Origin of the sequence: Clostridium sp. YIM B02506, from assembly GCF_022324845.1 — a bacterium.
GTDB lineage: Bacteria > Bacillota > Clostridia > Clostridiales > Clostridiaceae > Clostridium_T > Clostridium_T intestinale.
Genome location: NZ_JAKGTG010000006.1, coordinates 39547 through 62496, shown reverse-complemented (window position 1 = coordinate 62496; position 22950 = coordinate 39547). Strand labels below are relative to the sequence as shown.

Here is a 22950-nt window from a genome sequence, read left to right as displayed (position 1 = left end):
TAATGACAAAGATAGCTATGATAACTCCATTAGTTGAGATGGATGGAGATGAAATGACAAGAATCATATGGAAGATGATAAAGGATGAACTTTTACTTCCATTTATAGATTTAAAGACAGAATACTATGATTTAGGTTTAGAATATAGAAATGAAACTGATGATAAGGTAACAGTAGATGCTGCTGAAGCTATAAAAAAACATGGCGTAGGAGTTAAATGTGCAACAATAACTCCTAATGCAGCTAGAGTTAAGGAATATAACTTAAAGGAAATGTGGAAGAGTCCAAATGGAACTATAAGAGCTATTTTAGATGGAACAGTATTTAGAAGTCCTATAATAGTTGATTCTATAAAACCCTTCGTAAGAACTTGGGAAAAACCTATAACTATAGCTAGACATGCTTATGGAGATGTTTATAAAAGCGTTGAAATAAAGGCAGAAGGAAAAGGAACAGCTGAACTAGTATTTACATCTGAAGATGGAAAGGTGACTAAAGAAGTAATTCATACCTTCAAAGGACCTGGAGTTCTTCAAGGAATGCACAACACTAATGAATCTATAGAAAGTTTTGCAAGAGCATGCTTTAACTATGCTTTAGATAGAAAAGAAGATTTATGGTTTGCAAGTAAAGACACTATATCTAAAAAATATGATCATACTTTTAAAGATATATTTGAGGAGATTTATGAAGCAGAGTATAAAGCTAAATTTGAAGAAACAGGGATAGAATATTTCTATACACTAATAGATGATGCAGTTGCAAGAGTAATGAAATCAGAAGGTGGATTTATCTGGGCTTGTAAAAACTATGATGGAGATGTTATGAGTGACATGGTAGCTACAGCTTTTGGTTCTTTAGCTATGATGACTTCAGTTTTATTATCACCAGAAGGTTATTATGAATATGAAGCAGCTCATGGAACTGTTCAAAGACATTACTACAGCCACTTAAAAGGACAACAAACATCAACAAACTCTATGGCTACCTTATACGCTTGGACCGGAGCTTTAAGAAAAAGAGGAGAACTTGATAATATTCCAGAGCTAATAAGTTTTGCAAATAAACTTGAGGAAGCCTCAATAAAAACTATAGAAGAAGGAGTAATGACTAAGGATTTAGCATCATTATCTTCTATAGAAAACATAAAAACAGTAAACACAGAAGAATTTATAAAAGAAGTAAGAGCTAGATTAGAAGCGCTGCTTTAATATTTAAGAAGAACTTAGAGAAATCTAGGTTCTTTTGTTTTGAAATATAGTATAATATTGGTAGTGTTGTTTTTAGAGGGGAATATAATTATGAGGGGGATTTTTAGTGGGTAAAAGAATGAGGTTGATATGTGTAATTATATTAGTATTTATTACTGGTATAATTGTAGGAAGTTATATTGGCGCTAAGAATAATGAGGTAGTTACTTATAATTTTGATGTAATAGGAGAAGATTTAATACTTAGGAACTTTACCTTAGTTACATTTGAAAATAAGTATTATATTACGAGTGATACTAGAATAGAGAAGAGAAGTGCGTCAAAAAGTGAAATAAATAATTGTATTTTAGAGATATCTCGAGATGCTGAAGTATTAATGAGTTCAGGTTTCAGTTTCCAAAAAGAAAATGTAGTGATGACTTATATAAAACGTGGAGACGATTATTATGAATTGTTTAGCGATAAATTATCATCAACAAAAGAAAAAATAACTAAAGCCAAAGAAATTCAAGTGAAATTTAATTACACCATAGACGGCGTAGAAAAAGAGGATATACAAACCGTAGAGTTAGATAAGCATATAGATAAGAAACTTTAAGATAATTAAGGGAATGCCAAAACTAAAATTTCTAGGGTATTCTCTTTTCTATTTAAATTTATGCTAAAATTAAATAATACAATTTAGAGCATGGAGTGAAGAAAATGGATAAAAACATAAGATTATCAGGCATAGCCTACGAGTCATTAGTTAATGGTCCTGGGATTAGAAGAGTATTCTTTTCACAGGGGTGCATACATAATTGTAAGGGGTGTTTTAACCCAGATACTCATCCTTTCACAGGTGGAGAACTTAGAGATATGGATGAACTTATACAAGATGTAAAAGAGAACCCTATGATAAAAGGAATTACATTCTCAGGGGGAGATCCTTTTGAGCAAGCAGATAAATTTTCATATATGGCTAAGGAATTCAGAGATTTAGGATTAAATATATGGTCTTATACGGGCTATAAATTTGAATACATATTAGCCCACTTAGATAGGAGAGAAGGGTGGAGAGATTTAATTAACTGTTTAGATGTGCTTGTAGATGGAAGGTTTGAACTTGAGAATAAGAAAGATGGGTTACGATTTAAAGGGTCATCTAATCAAAGGATAATAGATGTGAAAAAAAGCTTAAAGATAGGTGAGATAATAGAGATAGAAATATAGGACTAATTAGGAGGAGATATTGTGTTAAAGTGGGGCAGAGGGCTAGCAGGATTTTTTGCATGTATAATTATTGTTGCGGTAGTGCTGGTTCAAATAAATATACATAAGTTTAATAATGCATTTGAAGTAAATAATGTAGCTAAAAATACAGAAGAGTTATCAAAATTAGAAACTAATGAAGATAAGGTTAAATATATAGAAAATTATTTTGAAAAGTTAGGCACCTCTCCTGGTGGTGAGGAAGGGACTTATGTTCAAAATTTTAATACAATGATTCCAGTATATAATTCTACACCATCACTTTATATAAAAAATAATGATTCTGTAGTTAGAAGTTTTGTGTATGGTGAGGATTTTAGGGAATCTTTATTAGGGTTTGGTGGAAATGGAGATGTTAGTGGGAAAATATATTTACTTGAAGATAATATGTCTTCATTGTCTAAAGATATATTAAAAAATAACATAATCCTTAGTAGTAGAGCGCTAACAGATGAAGATATAGATTATGCTGTTAATAATGGATGTAAAGCAATAATGATGATAGATCCAGATGTAAGTAAAAAAGAGAGTGTGGATACAAGGTTAAAGCAAGCCAAGTCTACTATTATTTATAGAGTATCACAAAGATTATTTAGTGAGCTTAGTAGTAACTATATAAATAATTTAGATGCTCACTTAAAAGTTGATGTTTCTTTTAAGATGGAGAGTACTCCTAATATTCTCTCTAAAATTCAAGGAAAGAGCAAAGGTGCTGGATATAGTATAATATCAGCTCATATATCTGATGATAATTCAGGGATAGCATTATTAATGGAATATGCAAGAGTACTTAAGATGCAGGATAATACTCCTGAGAAAACTATTGTTTTTGCTGTTTGGAATAGCTTTGATGAAGGAATGAAAGGCTCTAATTATTATGTAGAAAATCCAATATATCCATTAAAGGAAACAGAAGTATTTGTTTTAGATGATGTTGCTTCACTTAACAGTAGAGTAATGAATATCTCAACTTATGGGAAAGCCGGACAATTCATAATGAACAAATTATCAGATTATGCAATGCATAGGGGAATTAGACCCAATGTGACAAATGACATATTATATAATGATAGCAAGACTTTTTTATTAAAAGATACTCCAGCTGTTCTTATAAATGGAGATAGATCAGGTGGACAAGTTAGTAGTTATGAATTTTTTCAGCAAGGAGACTTCGCAGATGCAGGACAAGTACTTTTAAACTATATTCAAAGAGATATATATAAAGATTGGTCACAGGGAATGATTCAAAGCAGAGAAAAAAGCTATATAATAGCATTTGGGATAGTTTTTTTAATAATGTACCTATTTAAATCTGTATATAAAACTAAGCCCTCAATCAAGTTATTAGGAATAAGTGCAGAGAACATTTATTATTCGAGTATATTTAATGTTATAGATAAAATAGTAAATGGGGCTGCTCTAGTAGGGGTAATAATATTTATAACTGCATTTATTGTTTATATTCCAAGTAGCTTTGATTTGGTTAAATACAATGGGAGCTATATATCAAATCATTCTATATATTTTTCTTTTGAAAATACTATTGAATATATAAGAAATTTTTTTGAAAAAGGTTTAGGAAAAACAGATAGTGGTTTTTCTGTAGCATTTATCATCAGCTTTTCAATAATAAAAAGTATAGGTTTAATATTAAGTTCGGTAATATTAGCTTTTATAGTTGGAACTTCCATAGGGATAATAAGTTCTTTTAAAAACAAAAAAAGAGGAAATATAAGTTTTATAGGCCCAATAGCAATGTTGTCTTTACCTGATGTTTTAATAGCTATATCTGTTCAGCTTTTATTTATAATACTTCGTCAGAACAACATACTGCACTCAGGTAGTAGTGAGATAACTAAATTTTTACTTCCATTTATATCTTTAGCAATAATTCCAACAGCATATATATCGAGAATTGCTCAGATTGCAGTAAAGGAAGAAATAACTAAAGATTATATAATGGCAGCTAGGGCGAAAGGTCTATCAACTTTTAATATTCTAAAGGATCATTTGTTAATAAGTGTAGCTATAAAGGTTGTTGAGACTTTACCTTCAGTATTAAATATCATAGTATCAAATGTAATAATTGTTGAGTATGTATTTTCATATCCAGGAATAGTATATCAGTTATTTAGTTATTTTAAGGATTATGATATTAGGACTTGCGTTGGATTAATAATTGGAATAGGAGTTGTCTATTTTATTCTAACTGCTATATTTAAAGGTTTGTCTATAATAATTAATCCATTTAAAAGACGTGCTATGATTGGAGGTAAGCAAAATGAAAAAGCGTAATCTACCTCTTATATTTGGAGGTTTTATAATAGTAATTTTAGCAGTAGTAGTAATATTTCCAAGATGGTTTACAAGTGACAATCCTTATGTAATGGAAGGCGTTAGGGCTACTATACAAAAAAATGTAGGATTATCATTACAAGGAGCACCTTTTGCACCATCTAAAGAAAATCTATTAGGAACAGATCAGCTTGGAAGGGACATACTTAGTCTTATAATATATGGAACAAGACTAACTTTAGAATTAGGATTTTTTATAGTATTAGGAAGATTTTTAGTTGCAATACCATTAGGAATAGCAGCTGGATTTGGCAATAACTTATGCAAATCCATAATAAATTTCTTTAGCTTAATATTTAGTGCTATACCGGCATTAATTATAAGTCTTTTTGTCCTTAATATAAGTTTCTTTAAATCTTTAGATAAAAATCAGTCAATATTAGCCTTTGTAGTAGTTCTTACTATTGTTGGTTTTGGTAAGTTAGCTGAACTTATAAGAGAAAGAGTACAAGGAATATTGTCAAAATCATTTATAGATGGAGAGAAAGCTATAGGTAAAAGCAATTTAGCTATAGCTATGAAAAATGTTTTACCCCATCTTTCAGCAGAGATAATGGTCCTAGTATTTATGGAAATGGCATTGGCCCTATCAATGATAATGGAGCTTGGTTACTTTGGAATATATGTAGGAAATTTAAGAGTATTTCAGGATACAAATGTACCTATAAATATAAGCTTTGAGCCAGAATGGGCAAGCATGCTATCAACTTCTTTACCATATATAACCAAATTCCCTTGGATGGTAATTTCACCAGCATTAACATTCTTTATAAGTATATTTGGATTTAATCTCTTTGGAGAGGGTCTTAGGGAAAAACTTCAAGGAAAAAATTCTAAAGTTGGGATAAGAAATATTCCTAAGAAAGTTTATAAACCTATAGCAGCATTTATGGCAGCAATATTAATAGTAGGTATATTTAATTTTGGAGTTAATACTTATAAAACTGGAAAGGTTAAAAAACAACTTTCATCTATTATGGATTGGGAGTTTAAGGATCAGGTAGTTATAGGAAGTGAAGAAGCGGAGTATACAGCTAATAATCTTAAAAATTCCCTACAAGAAATAGGATTAAGTCCGGTGGGTGAAGAGTATATAAGTAAATATGATATTGATAAGTTAAAAGTTATAGATAGTTACTCTTTTAAAGTAGATTCAGATAGTCTTGTATTAGGAAAAGATTTTTCTGTCATTTCCAATAAAGACTTTTCAATAGAAGGAAAAGTTTATAAAGATGAGGCACTAGACTTATTTACTATAAAAGATTTTAGCATATTTGATGGAAAGCTATTAGTTTTAGATGAGGATGTTTATTCGAGAGAAACTATAGCAGATTTTTCAAACATAATTAAAGAAAAGTCAAAGGCATTAGGGGTAATAGATGTAATATCAAAAAATGAAAAATTACCGAATTCTATTACTGGAGAAGAAAGTAAAGATAACGTGATATATTTAACTAAGGATTCAGGAGAAAAGCTAAAACATGATAGTAATGTTTCTATATCTATAAAAACTAAAACTTTAGAAGGCTCTGGAAAAAATGTTTTAGCAATGATTCCAGGAAGTAATAAAAATCTTTCTGAGCAGGTAATAATTATTAGCATGGGTTATAATTATTTAGCTTCTGATAAGGAGTCCTCAACTAAAAAAATAGACATGATGCTAGAGATTGCTAAAAGACTATATGATAATAAAGAGAATCAAGGAAGAAGTATAATGTTTGCCTTTTGGGATGGTAATTTAACAGAAGAATATTCTGGAGTAAAGAAGTATGTAGCAAAACCAGCTCAATCTTTAGGATTTGCAAATATTAATGTTGATTTAACCAATATGGATGTAAAAGGAGATACACTAACCTTTGATGAAGCTCAGGTTCCAGTAACTAAGTATTCTTCATGGGGATTTAACCATCAATTCCAATTAAATCTTAAGGAAAAAGGATTTAATATTAATCAATATGTCAATAAGAAAAAGGTAGCTGAAATTGTTAAAAATCCTAATTCTCAGCAGGTAATGTATTATGTGGGGGCAGTACCTACAATATCAATGTTAGGCAGTGAAGAGAATAATGCAAACAAGAATCTTATAGAGAAAAAATTTGTAGATGTATTAGTATCTTCAATTTCGAAAACAAATTATTAGTTGGGGGTGAGAATATGGAGAATAATTCAGCACTTAATATAAAAGATTTAAAGGTATCCTTTAGAAATAATGGAGGATTTCTTCAAGTAATAAGAGGTGTAGATATAGAACTTAATGAAGGAGAAATACTTGGAATATTAGGAGAATCAGGTAGTGGAAAGACAGTAACTGCTTCTACTATATTAAGGTTAATAGAGGATGATACCTATAGAATAGATTCAGGAAGCATAGTGTTTAATAATAAAGAACTTATTGGGTTAAATGATAAAGAGATGAGAGATATAAGAGGAAAAAAGATATCTTATGTTTTTCAAGACCCAACTGGCGCATTAAATCCTTATAAGAGTATAGGAAAGCAGTTAAAAGAGGTGCTAAAAGTTCATGGAGAAAGTTTTAGTAAGGAGAAAATTATCCAGGGGTTAAAAAAAGTTGGAATTGATAATGGAGAAGTTATCTATAATATGTATCCATGGCAGTTAAGCGGAGGTCTTTGTCAAAGAGTTGTTATAGCCATGAGTACCTTATGTTCTCCAGAAATAATTATTGCAGATGAACCTACAGCAGCTATTGATGCTTCTCTTCAAAAAAAGGTATTAGACTTATTTAAGGATATACACAAAAAGAATAATACCTCTATTATAATAATAACCCATGATTTTGATGTAGTTAAATATACATGTAATAAAGTGGTTATAATGTATGGGGGATTGGTTATGGAAGAAGGAGAAACAGAAGAGGTTTTAAAATCTCCTAAACATCCTTATACTAAGGAATTAATTAAGTGTGTAGAGTCACTAAATAAAAATGATAAAGACTTATACTCTCTTGATGGTAAAGCTCCATCGCCAGAGGAATTTAAGAATCAATGTCCTTTTTATGATAGATGTAAGTATAGAAATGATAAGTGCTTAGAAAAGATACCAGATTTTAAAATAGTAGGGAATAGAAAGTTCAGATGTGTTTTAGAGAAGGTTGGTGAAGATTTTGAATAAAGATGTACTTATAGAAGTTAAAAATCTTTCTAAGCATTATGTGGTAAAGAAAAATATTTTCTCTAAAAGCACTGTAATTAAAGCTGTTGATAATATAAGCTTTAATATTAAAAAAGGTGAGGCTTTAGGGTTAATAGGAGAAAGTGGATGTGGAAAAACTACTACAGCTTCTTTAATTCTAAATCTTGTAAAAGCTGATGAAGGAAGTATATTTTATAAAGAAAAAAATCTAATAGACCTAAAAGAATATGAGATGAGAAATTTAAGAAAAGAACTTCAAATAATTTTTCAACATAATCAAGGAGCTTTGGATCCAAAGAGGACAATAGAAGAACTACTAAAAGAACCACTGAAACTTCATAAAGTTGTTGATAACAGCAAATTGGATCAGGAGGTTAAAAGACTTTTAGGTTTAGTAGAAATGGCTGAAAGTACTAAGAAAAAACTTCCCCATGAGTTAAGTGGAGGTCAAAGACAAAGAATAGGTATTGCTAGAGCAATCTCAACAAGGCCAAGCTTCATAGTTTGTGATGAGCCTGTTTCTGCCCTAGATGTTTCTATTCAAGGTCAAATATTAAATCTTTTAATGGATTTAAGAAAAGAATTGAATCTCACATATCTATTTATATCTCATGATCTTAAAGTTGTTAAACATATATGTGATAGAATTGGAGTTATGTATAAGGGAAGCTTAATGGAAATTGAGGAAACCTCAAAGATTTTAAATAATCCTAAGGAAGAATATACAAAATCTTTAGTAAGTTCTCAACTTTTATAACTTTATAACTTTTTATAATTATATAACTTTATAAATAAACAGTTATACAAATTTATAACTGTTTATTTTAATTTGGATAGCAATTAGTATTTAATTAAGAAATGTGCTATATTGTAAGTATTAATTGGGGAAAATTATAGAAGTATTAAAAATAACGAGGTGATAAAATGAACATAACATTAAAAGGATTTACCTGCCAAGAAGCAGATTTAGTTATAATACCGCTTTTTGAAGAAAAGGCAGAGGTACATCATGAAGAAACTAATAATTATATACAAAGTATGAAATCTAAAGGTCAATTTAAAGGTGCTAAAGGCGAGATTTTCAGTTTTATTAGAAAAACAAATAGCAGTCTTCAAGATGTTGTTATTGTGGGGCTAGGAAAAGAAAAAGAGCTAAATGAAGAAGTTGTAAGAGTAGCTTTAGCTAGTGGGGTTAAAAAGGCAAAGGAATTAAAATGCAAAAAGATATTTGTAAGATTGCCACTAAATGAGGAAATCAGTCCATATGATACTACTAGAGCACTAGTAGAGGGTTTAGGATTAGGTTGTTACTCTTTTGATAAATATAAAAGTGACAGCAAAACTGAATGTTTAACATTTTCTATAGGAGGCTCTTTAATAAATGAAGAAAATTCAAGTCAGATTAAAGAAGCTTTAGAAGAAGGGTCGCTTTTAGTTGAAGCTACTATTATCGCTAGAGATTTAGTTAATGAACCATCAAATGTTATATATCCTGAAACTTTAGCAAAGGCTGCTAAAGAGGTTGGAGAAAAGTATGGATTTGAGGTTGAGGTTAAAGAAGAAAAAGAAATAAGAGCTTTAGGCATGGAAGCTTTTTTACAAGTTGCTAAAGCATCAGTAAATAAACCTAGATTAATAGTTATGAGATACTTTGGAAACAAAGAGGATAAGGATAATATCTTCGGACTTGTAGGTAAGGGACTAACTTATGATTCAGGCGGATACTCTATTAAACCTAATGATGGTATGGTAACTATGAAATCAGATATGGGTGGTTCAGCCGCTGTTATAGGAGCTTTAGCTGCTATCTCAAAAAGTAAGCTTAAAATAAATGTAGTCGGAGTAGTTGCAGCCTGCGAAAACTTAATATCTGGAGATGCATATAAACCAGGAGAAATAATAGGTTCTATGGCTGGAAAGAAAATTGAGGTATTAAACACAGATGCAGAAGGAAGATTAACTTTAGCTGATGCAGTAACTTATATTATAAGAGAAGAAAAAGCTAAAGAAGTTATAGATTTAGCAACTTTAACTGGAGCTGCTTTAGTAGCATTAGGTGGAACAACTACAGCTGTAATCACTAACAATCAAGAGTTTTATAAAGAGTTAGAAGAGGCATCTAAATACACTGGGGAAAGAGTATGGAACTTACCAAGCTTCCCAGAATATAAGAAGCTTATAAAGTCAGATATAGCTGATTTAAAGAACACTGGCGGAAGAATGGCTGGTACTATAACAGCAGGATTATTTATAGGCGAATTTGTAGAAGATAAACCGTGGTTACACATGGATATAGCTGGAACAGCATGGTGTGATTCACCTAGAGAATATTCTCCAAAAGGTGGTACAGGAGAGCCAGTAAGAACGATATATGAATTAATCAAAAGAAGAAGTACAGAGAAAAAATAATTTTTTATAAACATGGTAGCTTTTTTGTAGTTGCCATGTTCTTTTTAGTTATTAACTGTTATAATGAATGTGGAAAAAAGAGAGGAGGTAGTTATTATGATAAACATATATAGAACTACTAATGAAACTAATACAACCCTAAGAGCCTTAGAAAATATAGAACCAGGATGCTGGATTAATGTGGTAGCTCCCACGGAGCAAGAAATAATACTATTGGCTAAGAAAACTGGGGTACCTCTTGAATTTTTTAAGGCGCCTCTAGATGATGAGGAGACTTCAAGAATTGATATAATAGATAATAATATTTTAGTTATAGTGGATATACCTTTTACGGAGATGGAAGATAATTCTCTAACCTATGATACTTATCCATTAGGAATAATTCATACAGAAAAAGAAATCATAACAGTTTGTTTAAAGAATTCAAAAATATTAACTGATTTTGCTAAAGGTGATATTAGAAGTTTTTATACCTTTAAAAGATCTAGATTTATACTTCAAATATTAAATAGAATATCAACATATTATTTACTTTACTTAAGACAAATAGATAAAAAGAGTGTAATGGTAGAAAAGAAACTTCATAAATCCATGAAAAATAAAGAACTTATTCAGTTACTATCTTTAGAGAAGTCATTGGTTTACTTCTCAACTTCATTAAAGTCTAATGAAATAACTCTAGAAAAAATGCTTAAGATGCAGATCATGCAGAAGTATCCTGAGGATAATGATGTTTTAGAGGATGTTATTATAGAAAATAAACAGGCAATAGAGATGTCAGGTATATATAGTGATATATTAGCAGGAACCATGGATGCATTTGCATCAGTAATTGCTAATAATCTTAACATAGTTATGAAGGTGTTAGCCTCTGTAACAATAGTAATGTCAATACCTAATATGATATCAGGAATATTCGGAATGAACGTAGGGGGGAATCCTCTTCTAGAAAGTCCATATGGTCTTTTATCTGTGGTGTTGTTTATTGTTCTTCTATGTGTAGGTTCAACTTTATACTTAAAGAAAAAAGATATGTTTTAATAAAAAAAGAGGCTTGGCCTCTTTTTATTTTTGTATGTTAAATTGTTTTTCAAGATGTATATATTTATTATTTAAATAATAACCTAAGTAGCCGCCAGTAATCCCTAGTATAAAGGCAGCTAGTCCGCCTAGAATATAAACTATGAAAGTAATCATAGTGTTATGAAATCTAATTGTTAAAGCAGAGGTAACTAATAAGGAAAATACTACAGAGTATAAAGGGTAAAAACCGATACTTATAATTTTTTGCTTATCTTTTCCATATCCCTTAAACATTAAATAACTAGTCAAATCAGTAAAAACTCCAGAAAGAATTATTGCTAAAGTCATTAATGGACTAAATACAGATAGAATAAGGCCTAATACTATAGATAAAGTAGTTAAAGTTCCAATATCACTACATCTAAGAATAAGTAAATATAAAAGAATACTAAAATAAAGCGACATTAGAAGTATTTTAATTATTTGTGAACCACCTAAAAGGTAGCTAACTGAGTAGATAACTCCACCCCCAACTATGAGTAGAGCTATAGTTATAGCGATTAATGTAAGCTTTTGCGCTTGATTTTTCATTAATACCTCCCAATTAAGAATTATTATTACTTATACTTTAAAGAAATTATTGCTTTATGTCAAAGTATTTATTAAGGAATTTAAGGCTGTATTTAACTATGATATACTTTATAGGTAGAGAAGATTTTAATTATATAAGAGGAGGAGAACTTATGAGAAATAAAATAGCATTTTTTGATATAGATGGAACATTAGTTGAACATAAAGAAAATGTTTTAATAATGCCAGAAAGTACAAAACTAGCTATAAAAAAATTCAGAGAAAAAGGAAATTTAGCTTTTATATGCAGTGGAAGACAAATACGATTTATAAATGATAAGTTTGGAACAGATATGTTTGATGGATATATATCTGGAAATGGAACAGAGATATTTTTTAAGGGAGAGAAGGTCTATGGGAGAAATTTATCTCAAGATATGTTAACATCTCTTATGAAATCCTTTGATGAACTAGGGGTTTCTTGTAATTTTGCTGGAGGACATAAAGGCTATTCCTATAAGATGGATAGAAGAAGAATTGATAGATATAATTCACAATTCCCAGGAGAAGCATACATTTTAGAAGAGTGGAAGTTAGAAGATGTAGAAGCAAGTTCTTTAGATATATTTTATAAGGATGATTCAGTATTAGAAAAATGCCGTGAATATTTTAAGGACATGCTAATCTTTAATGCTCATGGAGCTGATATGTCAGCAGACGTATCTCTTAAGGACTGGGGAAAAGCTGAAGCTATAGAGTATATAACCAAACATTTAGAAATACCTATGGAAAACACCTATGCCTTTGGAGATGGACATAATGACGTAGAGATGATAAAGAAGGTAAACACAGGAATAGCAATGGGAAATGCAGTAGAAGAACTTAAGGAAGTAGCTGACTACATAACTTCAAATATATTTGATGATGGAATTTATAATGCTATGAAGGCTTTTGAGTTAATATAGTAAATAGTATATAAGCACTGAGCTATTAAATGGCATCAGTGCTATTTTTTATCCATAAATTCATTGGAGAGTTGTCCTATAGGACTTCATTAGAATCCTGCTAAACTTTAGCTGTAAAGTCTACTAACTGTATAATGGAACAACCATAAAGTGGAATAGCCGTAAAGTCGACTAACCATAAAGTAGAACAACCATAAAGTAGAATAGCCATAAAGTCAACTAACCATATAGTAGAATAACCATACACTACTATTCTGTAGAAGCGTTCCGCAGCTTCATCAAATCCTTTTAGCTACTATTATGTAGAAGCGTTCCGTAGCTTCATCAAATTAGTTTAAAGTATTATATATTAATTCAGAACAAAAAAGAGAAATAGCTAAAATATAAAGCTACTCCTCTTATTATTTTCAGGTTGTGTTATTTTACTAAAATTTAAAGATATATTCATTACATATATCCTTAAAATAAGCCACTTCTAAGGCATTATACTATTAGAAGTCCGCTTGCCCTGTAGTTCTTGGGAATGGTATTACGTCTCTTATGTTAGACATTCCTGTTATATACATTATAAGTCTTTCGAAGCCTAAACCAAATCCAGCATGAGGAGTTTCACCGTATTTTCTAAGTTCTAAATACCACCAGTAATCTTCCTCGTGTAAATTAAGTTCAGACATTCTGTTCTTAAGAGCTTCTAATCTTTCTTCTCTTTGAGAACCACCTATTATTTCTCCTATTCCAGGAACTAAACAGTCCATAGCTGCAACAGTTTTTCCATCATCATTAAGTCTCATGTAGAAGGCTTTTATTTCCTTAGGATAATCTGTTACAAATACAGGTCTCTTGAAGATTTCTTCAGTTAAATATCTTTCATGTTCAGTTTGAAGATCTATTCCCCACTTAACTGGGTATTCAAATTTCTTATCAGATTTTTGTAGTAATTCCACAGCTTCTGTGTAAGTAACTTTACCAAAATCAGAATTTACAACATGATTTAATCTCTCTAATAAACCTTTATCTATAAATTGATTAAAGAATTCAATTTCTTCTGGACATTCATTCATTACGTAGCTAATAACATATTTAAGCATATCTTCAGCAAGTTCCATATCATCTTTAAGGTCTGCAAAAGATATTTCTGGTTCAATCATCCAGAACTCTGCTGCATGTCTTGCAGTGTTAGAGTTTTCTGCTCTAAAAGTTGGTCCAAAGGTATATATATTTCTAAAAGCTAAAGCATAAGCTTCACCATTTAATTGACCTGATACTGTAAGATTAGATTCTTTTCCGAAGAAGTCATTTGAGTAATCTATTTTACCTTCTTCTGTCTTAGGTACGTTATGTAAATCTAAAGTAGTAACTTTAAACATTTCTCCAGCACCTTCAGCATCAGAACCAGTTATTATTGGAGTGTGAGTGTATACAAAGTTTCTTTCTTGGAAGAACTTGTGTATAGCATAAGCTGCTACAGAACGAACTCTAAATACAGCCGAAAAAGCATTACTTCTAGGTCTTAAATGAGCTATAGTTCTTAGGTACTCAAACGTGTGTCTTTTCTTTTGTAGTGGATAATCAGAAGAACTCATACCCTCAATCGTTATCACTTCAGCTTGAATTTCAAAAGGTTGTTTAGCCTCTGGTGTTTCTATTAAGGTACCGGTAACGGATATTGATGAACTTATAGGTAGTTTTGCTATTTCTTTAAAGTTCTCAAGTTTAGTAGCATCTAAAACTACTTGTAAGTTTTTAAAAAAAGAACCATCATTAAGTTCAATAAAGCCAAATGCATTAGAAGATCTAAGGGTTCTTACCCATCCGCTTACTGTAACTTGCTTGTTAATAAATTCATGTGAATCTCTATATAAAGATTTCACTAAAACATCTTTATTCATAAGGAACCTCCTTAATATTTTAAAATAAAAAAAGCCTTCATCAAAAATGATGAAAGAATAATTTCCAAATTATAATAAACTCATAATGATTCTACCGCAAAAATTTAATATTTGCAAACATTATCTCATAATAATGTATATGGACATACAGTTATTTTAAGGAGGGAGAGGATATTGACGAATCAAGATATTGTACAGGAGTTATTAAAGGAAGTAGAACTTATAAAAGCAATGCTAATGGTTGCTCCTGATTCTAGGGAAGTAATCATGGAGTTATTAGAAATGAGATTAAATGATCTTGAAGAAATGAAGAATAAAATATAGACAAAAAATAGAGAATTGATATAAGGTATCAATTCTCTATAATCCATTTATTCATTTCCAGTTTCAAAGGTATATATAAGCTGAGAAGGGAATTTTAATATTTCCATATCTTTAATAATACGCTTATATTCATAAGGAACTTCTTTAAACTTTACTGTAGGTTTACTGCCATTTTCAAGTTCAAGTATTGCATAAGTTGCATTAGGATTGCCTATTTTAGGTTTTCCAACAGAACCACCATTTATAAATAACTTATCTCCAAACTCTTTATAGGATGGGATGTGAGTATGAGCACACACTAGAATGTCTCCATCAAAAGTTTCCATAATCTCTTTGGTGTTTTCACCATCTTGTAATAGATATTCATTTATTTTTCTTGGACTTCCATGTACAAAAGTTATTTTCTTGCCTTCAAATTCCATACTCATAGATAAAGGTAGATTATTTAAATAGTGCCTATTGGAGGCCCTAAGTTCATCTACAGTCCAAGGGAGTGAAAATGAATTTATTGAGGTGTTTCTTATATAACTATATTCATTGTCTACTACAGAAGCATCATAGTTTCCTTTTAGACAAGGAATCCTTTTTCTTTTCATTAAAGCTATAACCTCGTTAGGATGAGGACCATACCCCACAAGATCTCCTAAACACATTATAAAATCTATATTTTCGCTATCAATTTCTTCTAAAACTTTCATTAGTGCATAAATATTCCCATGTATATCGGATATAACTGCTATTCTCATTTATATTAATCCTCCTAATCTAGCTAATAATATTATTATAACACCCAGTCAGGTTTATAATGACAAAATATTATGTGTTTTTGATTTTTATTTCATGTAGTAGTAATATGGAAACATCAGAGAAAATAATTAAGGAGGAAAGTCCATGAAAGATAGTAGATTAAAAAAGATTCTTATGGAGATGAGTGCTGAAGGATTAGAGCAGATGGTAATTTCATCACCAGCAGCAATATTTTATTTAACTGGTAAGTGGTTTGAACCAGGGGAAAGAATGATTGCTCTTTACATTAGTACAAAATCATCACCTAAACTTATTATAAATGAATTGTTTCCAGTTAATGAGGACTTAGGTTTAGATATAGTTTGGTATAAGGATGTAGAAAATCCTGTGCTTTTATTAAGTAAATTTATCAACAAAAATAGCGCAGTTGGAATAGATAAAAATTGGCCAGCTCATTTTTTAATTAAGCTTATGGAGTTAGGTGGAGGTAAAGCATTTGTTAATGGCTCCTTAATCATAGATAAGGCTAGAGCAGTTAAGGATTTAGAAGAAATTGAATTAATGAGAAAAGCAAGTGAATTAAATGATAGAGCTATGAAAGAAATATGGAGAAGTGTTGGAGAGGTTAAAACAGAAAAAGAAATGTGTAGTCTTTTAGGAGAACTTTATGAAAAGGAAGGAGCAGATGGGTTTTCTTTTTCTCCAATTATAGCTTATGGAGCTAACGCTGCTGACCCTCACCATGAACCTGATAGATCCTTTTTAAAGAAAGGGGAAGGGGTTGTAATAGATATAGGATGTCTGTATAAACATTATTGTTCTGACATGACTAGAACAGTATTTTATGGAGAACCAAGCGTTAAGGGAAGAGAAGTATATAACATAGTAAAAGAGGCAAATGAAAAAGGAATAAAGGCTGTAAAGCCAGGAGCACTTTTCAGTGAGGTTGACAGAGGTGCTAGAAGTACAATCGAATCTTATGGATATGGACAATATTTTACCCATAGAACAGGGCACTCAATAGGTATAGAAGTTCATGATTACGGTGATGTTAGTTCTGTAAACAATGATAAGTTACAAGTAGGAAATATATTTTCAGTAGAACCAGGTATATATTTATCTGGAGATGTAGGCGTGAGAATAGAAGATTTAGTTTTAGTAACTGAAAATGGAGTAGAGGTTTTAAATAAGGTTACTAAGGAACTCGTGGTTTTATAAACCTCTGTGCCGTAGAGATTAACAGGATTAGATTGACACTGAAGAAGAAAAGTTTCTACAGAGCAGTAGTTAAAAGGAATTTAATAAAGCTGAGGAACGCTTCTATAGAATAGTAGTGCACCTTATTACTGTAGAGGCTTCTTCTCAAGCCTCATTAGATTCATTCTTGTTAAAAAGTTAAACACCTTATTACTGTAGAGGCTTCTTCTCAAGCCTCATTAAAGTCATTCTTGTTAAAAAGTTAAAAAGTTAAAAAGTTAAAAAGTTAAAAAGTTAAAAAGTTAAAAAGTTAAAAAGTTAAAAAGTTAAAAATTCCTATGTAAAAATACGGCGTCTCATAAATGAGACGCCGTATTTTTACCTATAAATCTAGAAAACAAAAAGCTACTACAAAATTGTAATAGCTTATAATTGGCTGCCAGAGTAGGATTCGAACCCACACGTGCAGAGTCAGAGTCTGCTGTCCTACCCTTAGACGATCTGGCATTAAATTTCCACATAAAAATATTATAAATTCATATGTGGAAAATTGCAAATGTTTTAAATTGTTTTTATTATATTATTCATTAAAGTTATAAATTTACTTTTTACATTTTCAGATGTTTCCATAACTTCTTCATGACTTAATGGTTGATCTAATATACCAGCAGCCATATTTGTCATACATGATATTCCTAAAACCTTCATACCTTGATGCTTAGCAACTATAACTTCAGGAGCTGTTGACATTCCAGCAGCATCTCCGCCAAGAATTCTAATCATTCTAATTTCAGCAGGAGTTTCATAAGTTGGACCACTCATCATACAATAAACTCCTTCTTTAAGATCTATTCCTAAGTCAATAGCTATTTGTTTAACTGTATTTCTTAAGTCTACATCATAGGCAGAAGACATATCTGGGAATCTAGTTCCGAAGTCTTTAAGATTTCTTCCTATTAAAGGATTATCTCCAGATAGATTAATGTGATCTGTGATTAACATTAAATCTCCAGGAGTAAAGGATGTATTAACAGCACCAGCAGCATTTGTAACAATTAGTTTTTTTACTGATAATAAATGCATTACTCTTACTGGAAAAGTAACATCGTGCATCTTATAACCTTCATAAAAGTGGAATCTTCCTTGCATAGCTAATACGTCTTTACCTTGAAGTTTTCCTATTACTAGTCTTCCAGCGTGACCTTCTACTGTTGAAACAGGAAAGTGAGGTATATCATTGTAGTCATAGTATTCAGCATCTTCTATATCGTCAGCTATTGCACCGAGTCCTGAACCAAGAATAAGACCAATTTCAGGTTTATATTTACTTTTTGATAATATATATTCAGCGGCTTCCTTTATTCTTAAATCTAAATCCATCTTAACATCTCCCTATTATTTTAAAATTTCACCAAGGAAACTATCCCCGTTTATTATTTTTTCACTATTAAAGATATCACAAATAGTTTGCCCCATATTGAAGAATCCTACTTTAGTTCCTAAATTATAGCCTTTTTTAAGTGGTTCTCCATAAGCTAAGAAAGGTACATATTCTCTGGTGTGGTCTGTTCCAGGATATGTTGGGTCACATCCATGGTCTGCTGTTATAAATAGTATATCATCAGATTCCATGTTTTGCATGATTTCCTTAAGTCTAACATCGAAATCTTCTAGACCTTTACCATAAGACTTAGGGTCATTTCTATGTCCCCATTTCATATCAAAATCAACTAAGTTAGTGAAAATAAGCCCCTCTTTTTCAGTTTTCATATAATCAAGGGTTTTATCTACGCCATCCATATTGTCTTTGGTATGAACAGCAGAGTAAATACCTTTGCCAGAGAAGATATCTTCAATTTTACCTACAGCCATTACTTTAACTCCAGCTTCTTGTAACTTATCTAAAGCAGTAGCATGAGGTGGTAGTAGAGCATAGTCTTTCCTGTTTGAAGTTCTGATAAAGTTTCCAGGTTCGCCTAGATATGGTCTAGCAATAACACGAGCTACAGCATTATCACCAGTAAGCATTTCTCTAGCGATTTCACAATATTTATATAGTTCTTCAATAGGAATTATATCTTCATGAGCAGCTATTTGAAAAACAGAATCAGCAGAAGTATAAACTATTAGTGAGCCAGTTTTTAATTGCTCTTCTCCTAATTCATCTAATATTTCTGTACCAGAAGCTGGTTTATTACCTATTACTTTTCTACCTGTCTTTTCTTCAAATTCTTTAATGATTTCAGCTGGAAATCCATTTGGATAAGTAGGTAGTGGAATTTCCGATTTTACTCCAACCATTTCCCAATGACCTGTTACAGTATCTTTACCATTAGATGCTTCATAGAATTTACCATAACAGCCTAAAGCATCACTAACTTTATTTATATTTTGTATTCCTTCAATTAAGCCTAGTCCTATAGATTCCATGTTAGGAAGCTTTAAACCACCATTAAATTTAGCAACATGACCTATGGTATCTGCACCTACATCGCCATATTTATCAGCATCTGGAAGTGCTCCCATTCCTACGCTGTCTAGGATTATTAGAATAACTCTTTTTATCATAAAATACCTCCGTAAGTTTTTATTTTTTTATGGAAACGCTTTACTGTTTTTCTAAAAAGAAAAGAGAATAAATCTCTATTTTTTAATTAGCTTCTCTGATCCTTTTAAAATTAAAGTTGGTGTTAGAGTAATTTTTTTCTCTTCTTTATTATTATATTCAGAATTTAGAAATTCTAATAGTAAACTCATACCAATTTCACCTAATTCGGTGCTTGGCCCATCTACATAACTTATATTTAACCCCAATATATTAAAAATATCAACTTTATCAAAAGCAATTAAAGAAATATCTTCAGGGGTTTTAAGATTATGTTCTGACAAGGCTTTAAGAGCACCTACTGTCATTTGATTTGATGAAGTGAATATAGCTGTAGGTTTATCTTTCATTGAAAGTATGTCTTTAGTTAAATTATAACCAGATTCTAGGCTATAGTCACCATATAATATGTAATTTTTGTTTATGGAGATATTGTTTTCTAAAAGTGCTCTTTCATAACCTTCAAGTCTTTCTTGAGCTGTTTTAGAATTCATTCTACCTGTAATTATGGCTATTTTTTTGTGATGTTCTCTAATTAAAGCATTTACAGCATCGTAGCTTCCTTGAATGTTGTCCACAAATATACCGCTAAAGTTAGAATATTTTAAATGACCATCTATTAAAACTACTGGAATTCCTAAGTTTTCTAGATTTTTAATGCATTCAGCATTTCTATCATCTTCGGAAGAAGTTGGTGTAATTAATATTCCTCTAATTCTATGTTCTCTAAGGGCTTGAATGCTTTTAATTTCTCTCTCTACTGATTCATGAGAATCCCATAAAAGTATATTTAATCCGTGCTCTTCTGCCACTTTTGTAATTCCACGTATCATCTCGCCATAAAAGGGATTAGTGATATCAGGAACAATTACTCCTATAGTATTAGTTTGTTTTTTTGATAAACTTCTAGCTATAGCAGATGGTGTATAGTTGTAATCTTTAATGGCTTTAAGTATTTTTTCTTTCGTTTCCTCTTTAACATATCCAGAATTGTTCAAAACTCTTGATACGGTAGCTAAAGAAACTCCTGCTGCCTTAGCTATATCACTAATTGTTGCTGCCATCTAAACTCCTCCTAAGTTTTGACCATGGAAAAATGGTTTTATTTTAAATTCAATTTACAATAGTTCTATGTAAAAATCAATAGATATTATGATATTCCTTAAAAATTAAGTATAATTAAATGGTAACAATTAACCAGCATAAAAAATAATATTTATTGAGGAGAACTTTATGAGGAAGAGAATTTTTAAAATGATTGGATCTTTAATAGTTCTATTGATTTTAACTGAAACCTTTATATTCTCAACAGACTATTTTAATAAACCACAAAAAAGCGATGCTATTATAGTTTTAGGTTGCAAAGTTAATGGAGAAAATCCTACTAGATTTTTATATGAAAGAACTATGTTAGCAAGTAGGCTTTATAAAGAGGGATACTCAGAGTATATAATCCTTTCTGGTGGTAAAGGCGAAGGTGAGAATATATCAGAAGCTGAATGTATGAGAAGAATACTTATAAATGAAGGAATAGATGATGAGAAACTTATATTAGAAGATAAATCTACAAATACTTATGAAAATTTGGTTAATTCAAAGAAGATAATAGAGGATAAAAATTTTAAAGATGTTCTTATTGTATCTAACAAGTTCCATCTTAGAAGAGCAAAGTTAATTAGTGATAAATTAGGTTTGAAAGCAAGTTTCTCAGGCATTTTTGTAAAAGATAAGTGGTATACTGAAATTTATGGTGGATTGAGAGAAATATTAGGGTTAATGAAAGATATTTTTAAATAATAAAACAGCTGTATGAAAACAGCTGTTTTATTATTTAAGGGTTATTCATTTAAAAACATTTCTCCTACTTGGACTACATCTCCTGCACCTACAGTTAAAAGAAGATCTTTATCTTTTACTATAGTTTTAACATAATCTAAAGCTTCTTTATGAGAAGATACATTGGTACACTTTATACCTTTTTCTCTTAAAGCATCACCTAGGATTTTAGAACTTATTTCTCCTAGATCTTTTTCTCTAGCAGCATAGATGTCCATTAATATTACTTCGTCAGCATGGTCGAAGCATTCTGTGAATTCCTTAAATAATGTTTTTGTTCTAGTATAAGTATGTGGTTGGAAAACACAGTAGGTTTTATTATGAGGAATTTTAGTTGCTGTGCTTAAGGTAGCTTGTATTTCTACTGGGTGATGAGCATAGTCATCTATTACAGTAACTCCATCTTTAACACCTTTATATTCAAATCTCTTATGGGCACCCCCAAAAGCTTTTAAACCATTTATGATTGCATCATCTGATAAGTTGAATATTAGACCTACAGCTACGGTTGAAAGGGCATTTAACACATTGTGTCTCCCAGGAACACTTAAAGATAAAGTGAATAATTTAGTATCATTTTTATAAACATCAAATGTTCCACAACCTTTATTATCATAGCTGATGTTTTTAGCTAAAATATCTCCATTGTCAATTCCATAACCTATAACATTACATTCAGCTTTAGACATTGCCTTTTTTACTCTCTCATCATCTGCATTACCAATTATATAACCGTCATTTGGTATAATATCTATAAATTTTTCGAAAGTTTCTTGAATGTGATTTATATCTCTATAGTAATCTAAATGGTCAGCATCAATATTCAATATTATTCCTATATAAGGATAAAAACTTAAAAATGATTCCTTGTATTCACATGCTTCTGTGATGAAGTATTCGGAATTTCCCACTTTATAATTACCATTTATGATGTCCAATTCTCCGCCGACTAAAATTGTTGGATCCAAGTTACCTTCTAATGTAATGTGAGATATCATAGATGTAGTTGTAGTCTTACCGTGTGTTCCAGCTACAGCTACATTATATTTATGACCATTCATTATATGCCCTAAGAACTCAGCTCTATCCATTAAAGGTATATTTTTTGATATGCTCTCTAGTAATTCAGGGTTATCCTTTGGGATAGCAGCTGTATAAACAACTAGGTCAGCATCTTTAATGTTATCACTATTGTGGCCTATGTATACTTCTGCGCCTTTACTCTTTAATGACTCAGTTATCTTAGATGCTTTTGCATCAGAACCAGATACTCTATATCCTCCGTTTAAAAGTACTGCAGCTAAACCACTCATACTTATTCCGCCTATACCTATAAAATGCACTTTCATATGCTTATCCTTTAAAAAATCAAAAGACACTAATATCAACTCCTTTTGTTAACTACATTATTTAAT

The 22950-nt window shown here is 30.8% G+C and carries 21 protein-coding genes and 1 tRNA gene; 13 read left to right on the top strand and 9 right to left on the bottom strand.

What is annotated here, in order from left to right:
- Positions 1-2 precede the first annotated feature (2 nt).
- From L1S49_RS06870 to L1S49_RS06830, 9 genes are all read left to right on the top strand, one after another.
- A complete protein-coding gene (locus L1S49_RS06870; protein WP_238903238.1) occupies positions 3-1211 on the top strand; it encodes an NADP-dependent isocitrate dehydrogenase in 1209 nt (402 codons plus the stop codon).
- A 106-nt stretch (positions 1212-1317) separates the two neighbouring features.
- Entirely contained in the window at positions 1318-1809 is a 492-nt protein-coding gene (locus L1S49_RS06865) for a hypothetical protein (protein ID WP_238903237.1), read from the top strand.
- Between the two features lie 104 nt (positions 1810-1913).
- Complete coding sequence (gene nrdG / locus L1S49_RS06860; RefSeq protein ID WP_238903236.1) at positions 1914-2423, top strand: anaerobic ribonucleoside-triphosphate reductase activating protein; 510 nt, start codon at positions 1914-1916, stop codon at positions 2421-2423.
- Between the two features lie 21 nt (positions 2424-2444).
- On the top strand, positions 2445-4757 hold the full coding sequence (locus L1S49_RS06855) for an ABC transporter permease subunit (protein ID WP_238903235.1): 2313 nt from the start codon (positions 2445-2447) through the stop codon (positions 4755-4757).
- Entirely contained in the window at positions 4744-6957 is a 2214-nt protein-coding gene (locus tag L1S49_RS06850; protein WP_238903234.1) for an ABC transporter permease subunit, read from the top strand. Before L1S49_RS06855 ends, L1S49_RS06850 begins: the two co-directional genes overlap by 14 nt.
- Before the next feature lie 14 nt (positions 6958-6971).
- Positions 6972-7949, top strand: a complete 978-nt coding sequence (locus tag L1S49_RS06845; RefSeq protein ID WP_073020487.1) for an ABC transporter ATP-binding protein — start codon at positions 6972-6974, stop codon at positions 7947-7949.
- Positions 7942-8727 (top strand): ATP-binding cassette domain-containing protein, encoded by a 786-nt coding sequence (locus L1S49_RS06840; RefSeq protein ID WP_238903233.1) that lies wholly within the window; start codon positions 7942-7944, stop codon positions 8725-8727. The genes L1S49_RS06845 and L1S49_RS06840 overlap by 8 nt, the downstream gene beginning before the upstream one ends.
- A gap of 167 nt (positions 8728-8894) precedes the next feature.
- The gene (locus tag L1S49_RS06835; RefSeq protein WP_238903232.1) at positions 8895-10379 is read left to right on the top strand and encodes a leucyl aminopeptidase; all 1485 of its coding nucleotides are present in this window, start codon (positions 8895-8897) and stop codon (positions 10377-10379) included.
- Positions 10380-10475: 96 nt separating this feature from the next.
- A complete protein-coding gene (locus L1S49_RS06830) occupies positions 10476-11420 on the top strand; it encodes a magnesium transporter CorA family protein (protein WP_021804389.1) in 945 nt (314 codons plus the stop codon).
- A gap of 24 nt (positions 11421-11444) precedes the next feature.
- On the opposite strand, the gene L1S49_RS06825 is transcribed toward L1S49_RS06830, so the two are convergent.
- Positions 11445-11993: a hypothetical protein gene (locus tag L1S49_RS06825; protein WP_238903231.1), complete on the bottom strand. Its 549-nt coding sequence runs from the start codon at positions 11991-11993 to the stop codon at positions 11445-11447.
- A 152-nt stretch (positions 11994-12145) separates the two neighbouring features.
- Between L1S49_RS06825 and L1S49_RS06820 the strand changes: the two genes are divergently transcribed.
- Positions 12146-12937, top strand: a complete 792-nt coding sequence (locus tag L1S49_RS06820; protein ID WP_021804391.1) for a Cof-type HAD-IIB family hydrolase — start codon at positions 12146-12148, stop codon at positions 12935-12937.
- A 100-nt stretch (positions 12938-13037) separates the two neighbouring features.
- Here the strand turns inward: L1S49_RS06820 and L1S49_RS06815 are convergent, their stop codons facing one another.
- Both L1S49_RS06815 and asnS read right to left on the bottom strand, forming a co-directional pair.
- On the bottom strand, positions 13038-13184 hold the full coding sequence (locus tag L1S49_RS06815) for a hypothetical protein (protein ID WP_238903230.1): 147 nt from the start codon (positions 13182-13184) through the stop codon (positions 13038-13040).
- Between the two features lie 244 nt (positions 13185-13428).
- Positions 13429-14826: an asparagine--tRNA ligase gene (gene asnS, locus L1S49_RS06810; RefSeq protein WP_238903229.1), complete on the bottom strand. Its 1398-nt coding sequence runs from the start codon at positions 14824-14826 to the stop codon at positions 13429-13431.
- A 174-nt stretch (positions 14827-15000) separates the two neighbouring features.
- Here asnS and L1S49_RS06805 point away from each other — a divergent pair, with 174 nt between their 5' ends.
- Positions 15001-15150: a hypothetical protein gene (locus tag L1S49_RS06805; protein WP_156337883.1), complete on the top strand. Its 150-nt coding sequence runs from the start codon at positions 15001-15003 to the stop codon at positions 15148-15150.
- Positions 15151-15197: 47 nt separating this feature from the next.
- Here the strand turns inward: L1S49_RS06805 and L1S49_RS06800 are convergent, their stop codons facing one another.
- A complete protein-coding gene (locus L1S49_RS06800) occupies positions 15198-15896 on the bottom strand; it encodes a metallophosphoesterase family protein (protein WP_238903228.1) in 699 nt (232 codons plus the stop codon).
- 145 nt (positions 15897-16041) lie between these two features.
- Here L1S49_RS06800 and L1S49_RS06795 point away from each other — a divergent pair, with 145 nt between their 5' ends.
- Positions 16042-17115: a Xaa-Pro peptidase family protein gene (locus L1S49_RS06795; protein ID WP_238903227.1), complete on the top strand. Its 1074-nt coding sequence runs from the start codon at positions 16042-16044 to the stop codon at positions 17113-17115.
- A 412-nt stretch (positions 17116-17527) separates the two neighbouring features.
- Here L1S49_RS06795 and L1S49_RS06790 read toward each other — a convergent pair.
- The 4 genes from L1S49_RS06790 to L1S49_RS06775 form a co-directional block, all read right to left on the bottom strand.
- Positions 17528-17601 (bottom strand) — tRNA-Gln (locus L1S49_RS06790).
- Positions 17602-17655: 54 nt separating this feature from the next.
- Positions 17656-18474: a purine-nucleoside phosphorylase gene (locus tag L1S49_RS06785; RefSeq protein ID WP_238903226.1), complete on the bottom strand. Its 819-nt coding sequence runs from the start codon at positions 18472-18474 to the stop codon at positions 17656-17658.
- A gap of 15 nt (positions 18475-18489) precedes the next feature.
- A complete protein-coding gene (locus tag L1S49_RS06780; protein ID WP_238903225.1) occupies positions 18490-19662 on the bottom strand; it encodes a phosphopentomutase in 1173 nt (390 codons plus the stop codon).
- A gap of 75 nt (positions 19663-19737) precedes the next feature.
- Positions 19738-20763 carry a LacI family DNA-binding transcriptional regulator gene (locus L1S49_RS06775; RefSeq protein WP_073020466.1) on the bottom strand — a complete coding sequence of 342 codons (1026 nt, stop codon included), beginning with the start codon at positions 20761-20763 and terminating at the stop codon, positions 19738-19740.
- Between the two features lie 169 nt (positions 20764-20932).
- On the opposite strand from L1S49_RS06775, the gene L1S49_RS06770 reads away from it, so the two are divergent.
- Complete coding sequence (locus L1S49_RS06770) at positions 20933-21496, top strand: YdcF family protein (RefSeq protein WP_073020464.1); 564 nt, start codon at positions 20933-20935, stop codon at positions 21494-21496.
- 41 nt (positions 21497-21537) lie between these two features.
- Here L1S49_RS06770 and murC read toward each other — a convergent pair whose 3' ends face one another.
- The gene (gene murC / locus L1S49_RS06765; RefSeq protein WP_238903224.1) at positions 21538-22914 is read right to left on the bottom strand and encodes a UDP-N-acetylmuramate--L-alanine ligase; all 1377 of its coding nucleotides are present in this window, start codon (positions 22912-22914) and stop codon (positions 21538-21540) included.
- Between the last annotated feature and the right edge of the window lie 36 nt (positions 22915-22950).

Coding starts and splice junctions, on each gene's coding strand:
- L1S49_RS06870 (WP_238903238.1), top strand. CDS start 3: ATGACAAAGATAGCTATGATAACTCCATTAGTTGAGATGGATGGAGAT.
- L1S49_RS06780 (WP_238903225.1), bottom strand. CDS start 19,662: ATGATAAAAAGAGTTATTCTAATAATCCTAGACAGCGTAGGAATGGGA.
- L1S49_RS06820 (WP_021804391.1), top strand. CDS start 12,146: ATGAGAAATAAAATAGCATTTTTTGATATAGATGGAACATTAGTTGAA.
- nrdG (WP_238903236.1), top strand. CDS start 1,914: ATGGATAAAAACATAAGATTATCAGGCATAGCCTACGAGTCATTAGTT.
- L1S49_RS06770 (WP_073020464.1), top strand. CDS start 20,933: ATGAGGAAGAGAATTTTTAAAATGATTGGATCTTTAATAGTTCTATTG.
- L1S49_RS06800 (WP_238903228.1), bottom strand. CDS start 15,896: ATGAGAATAGCAGTTATATCCGATATACATGGGAATATTTATGCACTA.
- L1S49_RS06830 (WP_021804389.1), top strand. CDS start 10,476: ATGATAAACATATATAGAACTACTAATGAAACTAATACAACCCTAAGA.
- L1S49_RS06825 (WP_238903231.1), bottom strand. CDS start 11,993: ATGAAAAATCAAGCGCAAAAGCTTACATTAATCGCTATAACTATAGCT.
- L1S49_RS06795 (WP_238903227.1), top strand. CDS start 16,042: ATGAAAGATAGTAGATTAAAAAAGATTCTTATGGAGATGAGTGCTGAA.
- L1S49_RS06850 (WP_238903234.1), top strand. CDS start 4,744: ATGAAAAAGCGTAATCTACCTCTTATATTTGGAGGTTTTATAATAGTA.
- L1S49_RS06785 (WP_238903226.1), bottom strand. CDS start 18,474: ATGGATTTAGATTTAAGAATAAAGGAAGCCGCTGAATATATATTATCA.
- L1S49_RS06835 (WP_238903232.1), top strand. CDS start 8,895: ATGAACATAACATTAAAAGGATTTACCTGCCAAGAAGCAGATTTAGTT.
- L1S49_RS06775 (WP_073020466.1), bottom strand. CDS start 20,763: ATGGCAGCAACAATTAGTGATATAGCTAAGGCAGCAGGAGTTTCTTTA.
- asnS (WP_238903229.1), bottom strand. CDS start 14,826: ATGAATAAAGATGTTTTAGTGAAATCTTTATATAGAGATTCACATGAA.
- L1S49_RS06845 (WP_073020487.1), top strand. CDS start 6,972: ATGGAGAATAATTCAGCACTTAATATAAAAGATTTAAAGGTATCCTTT.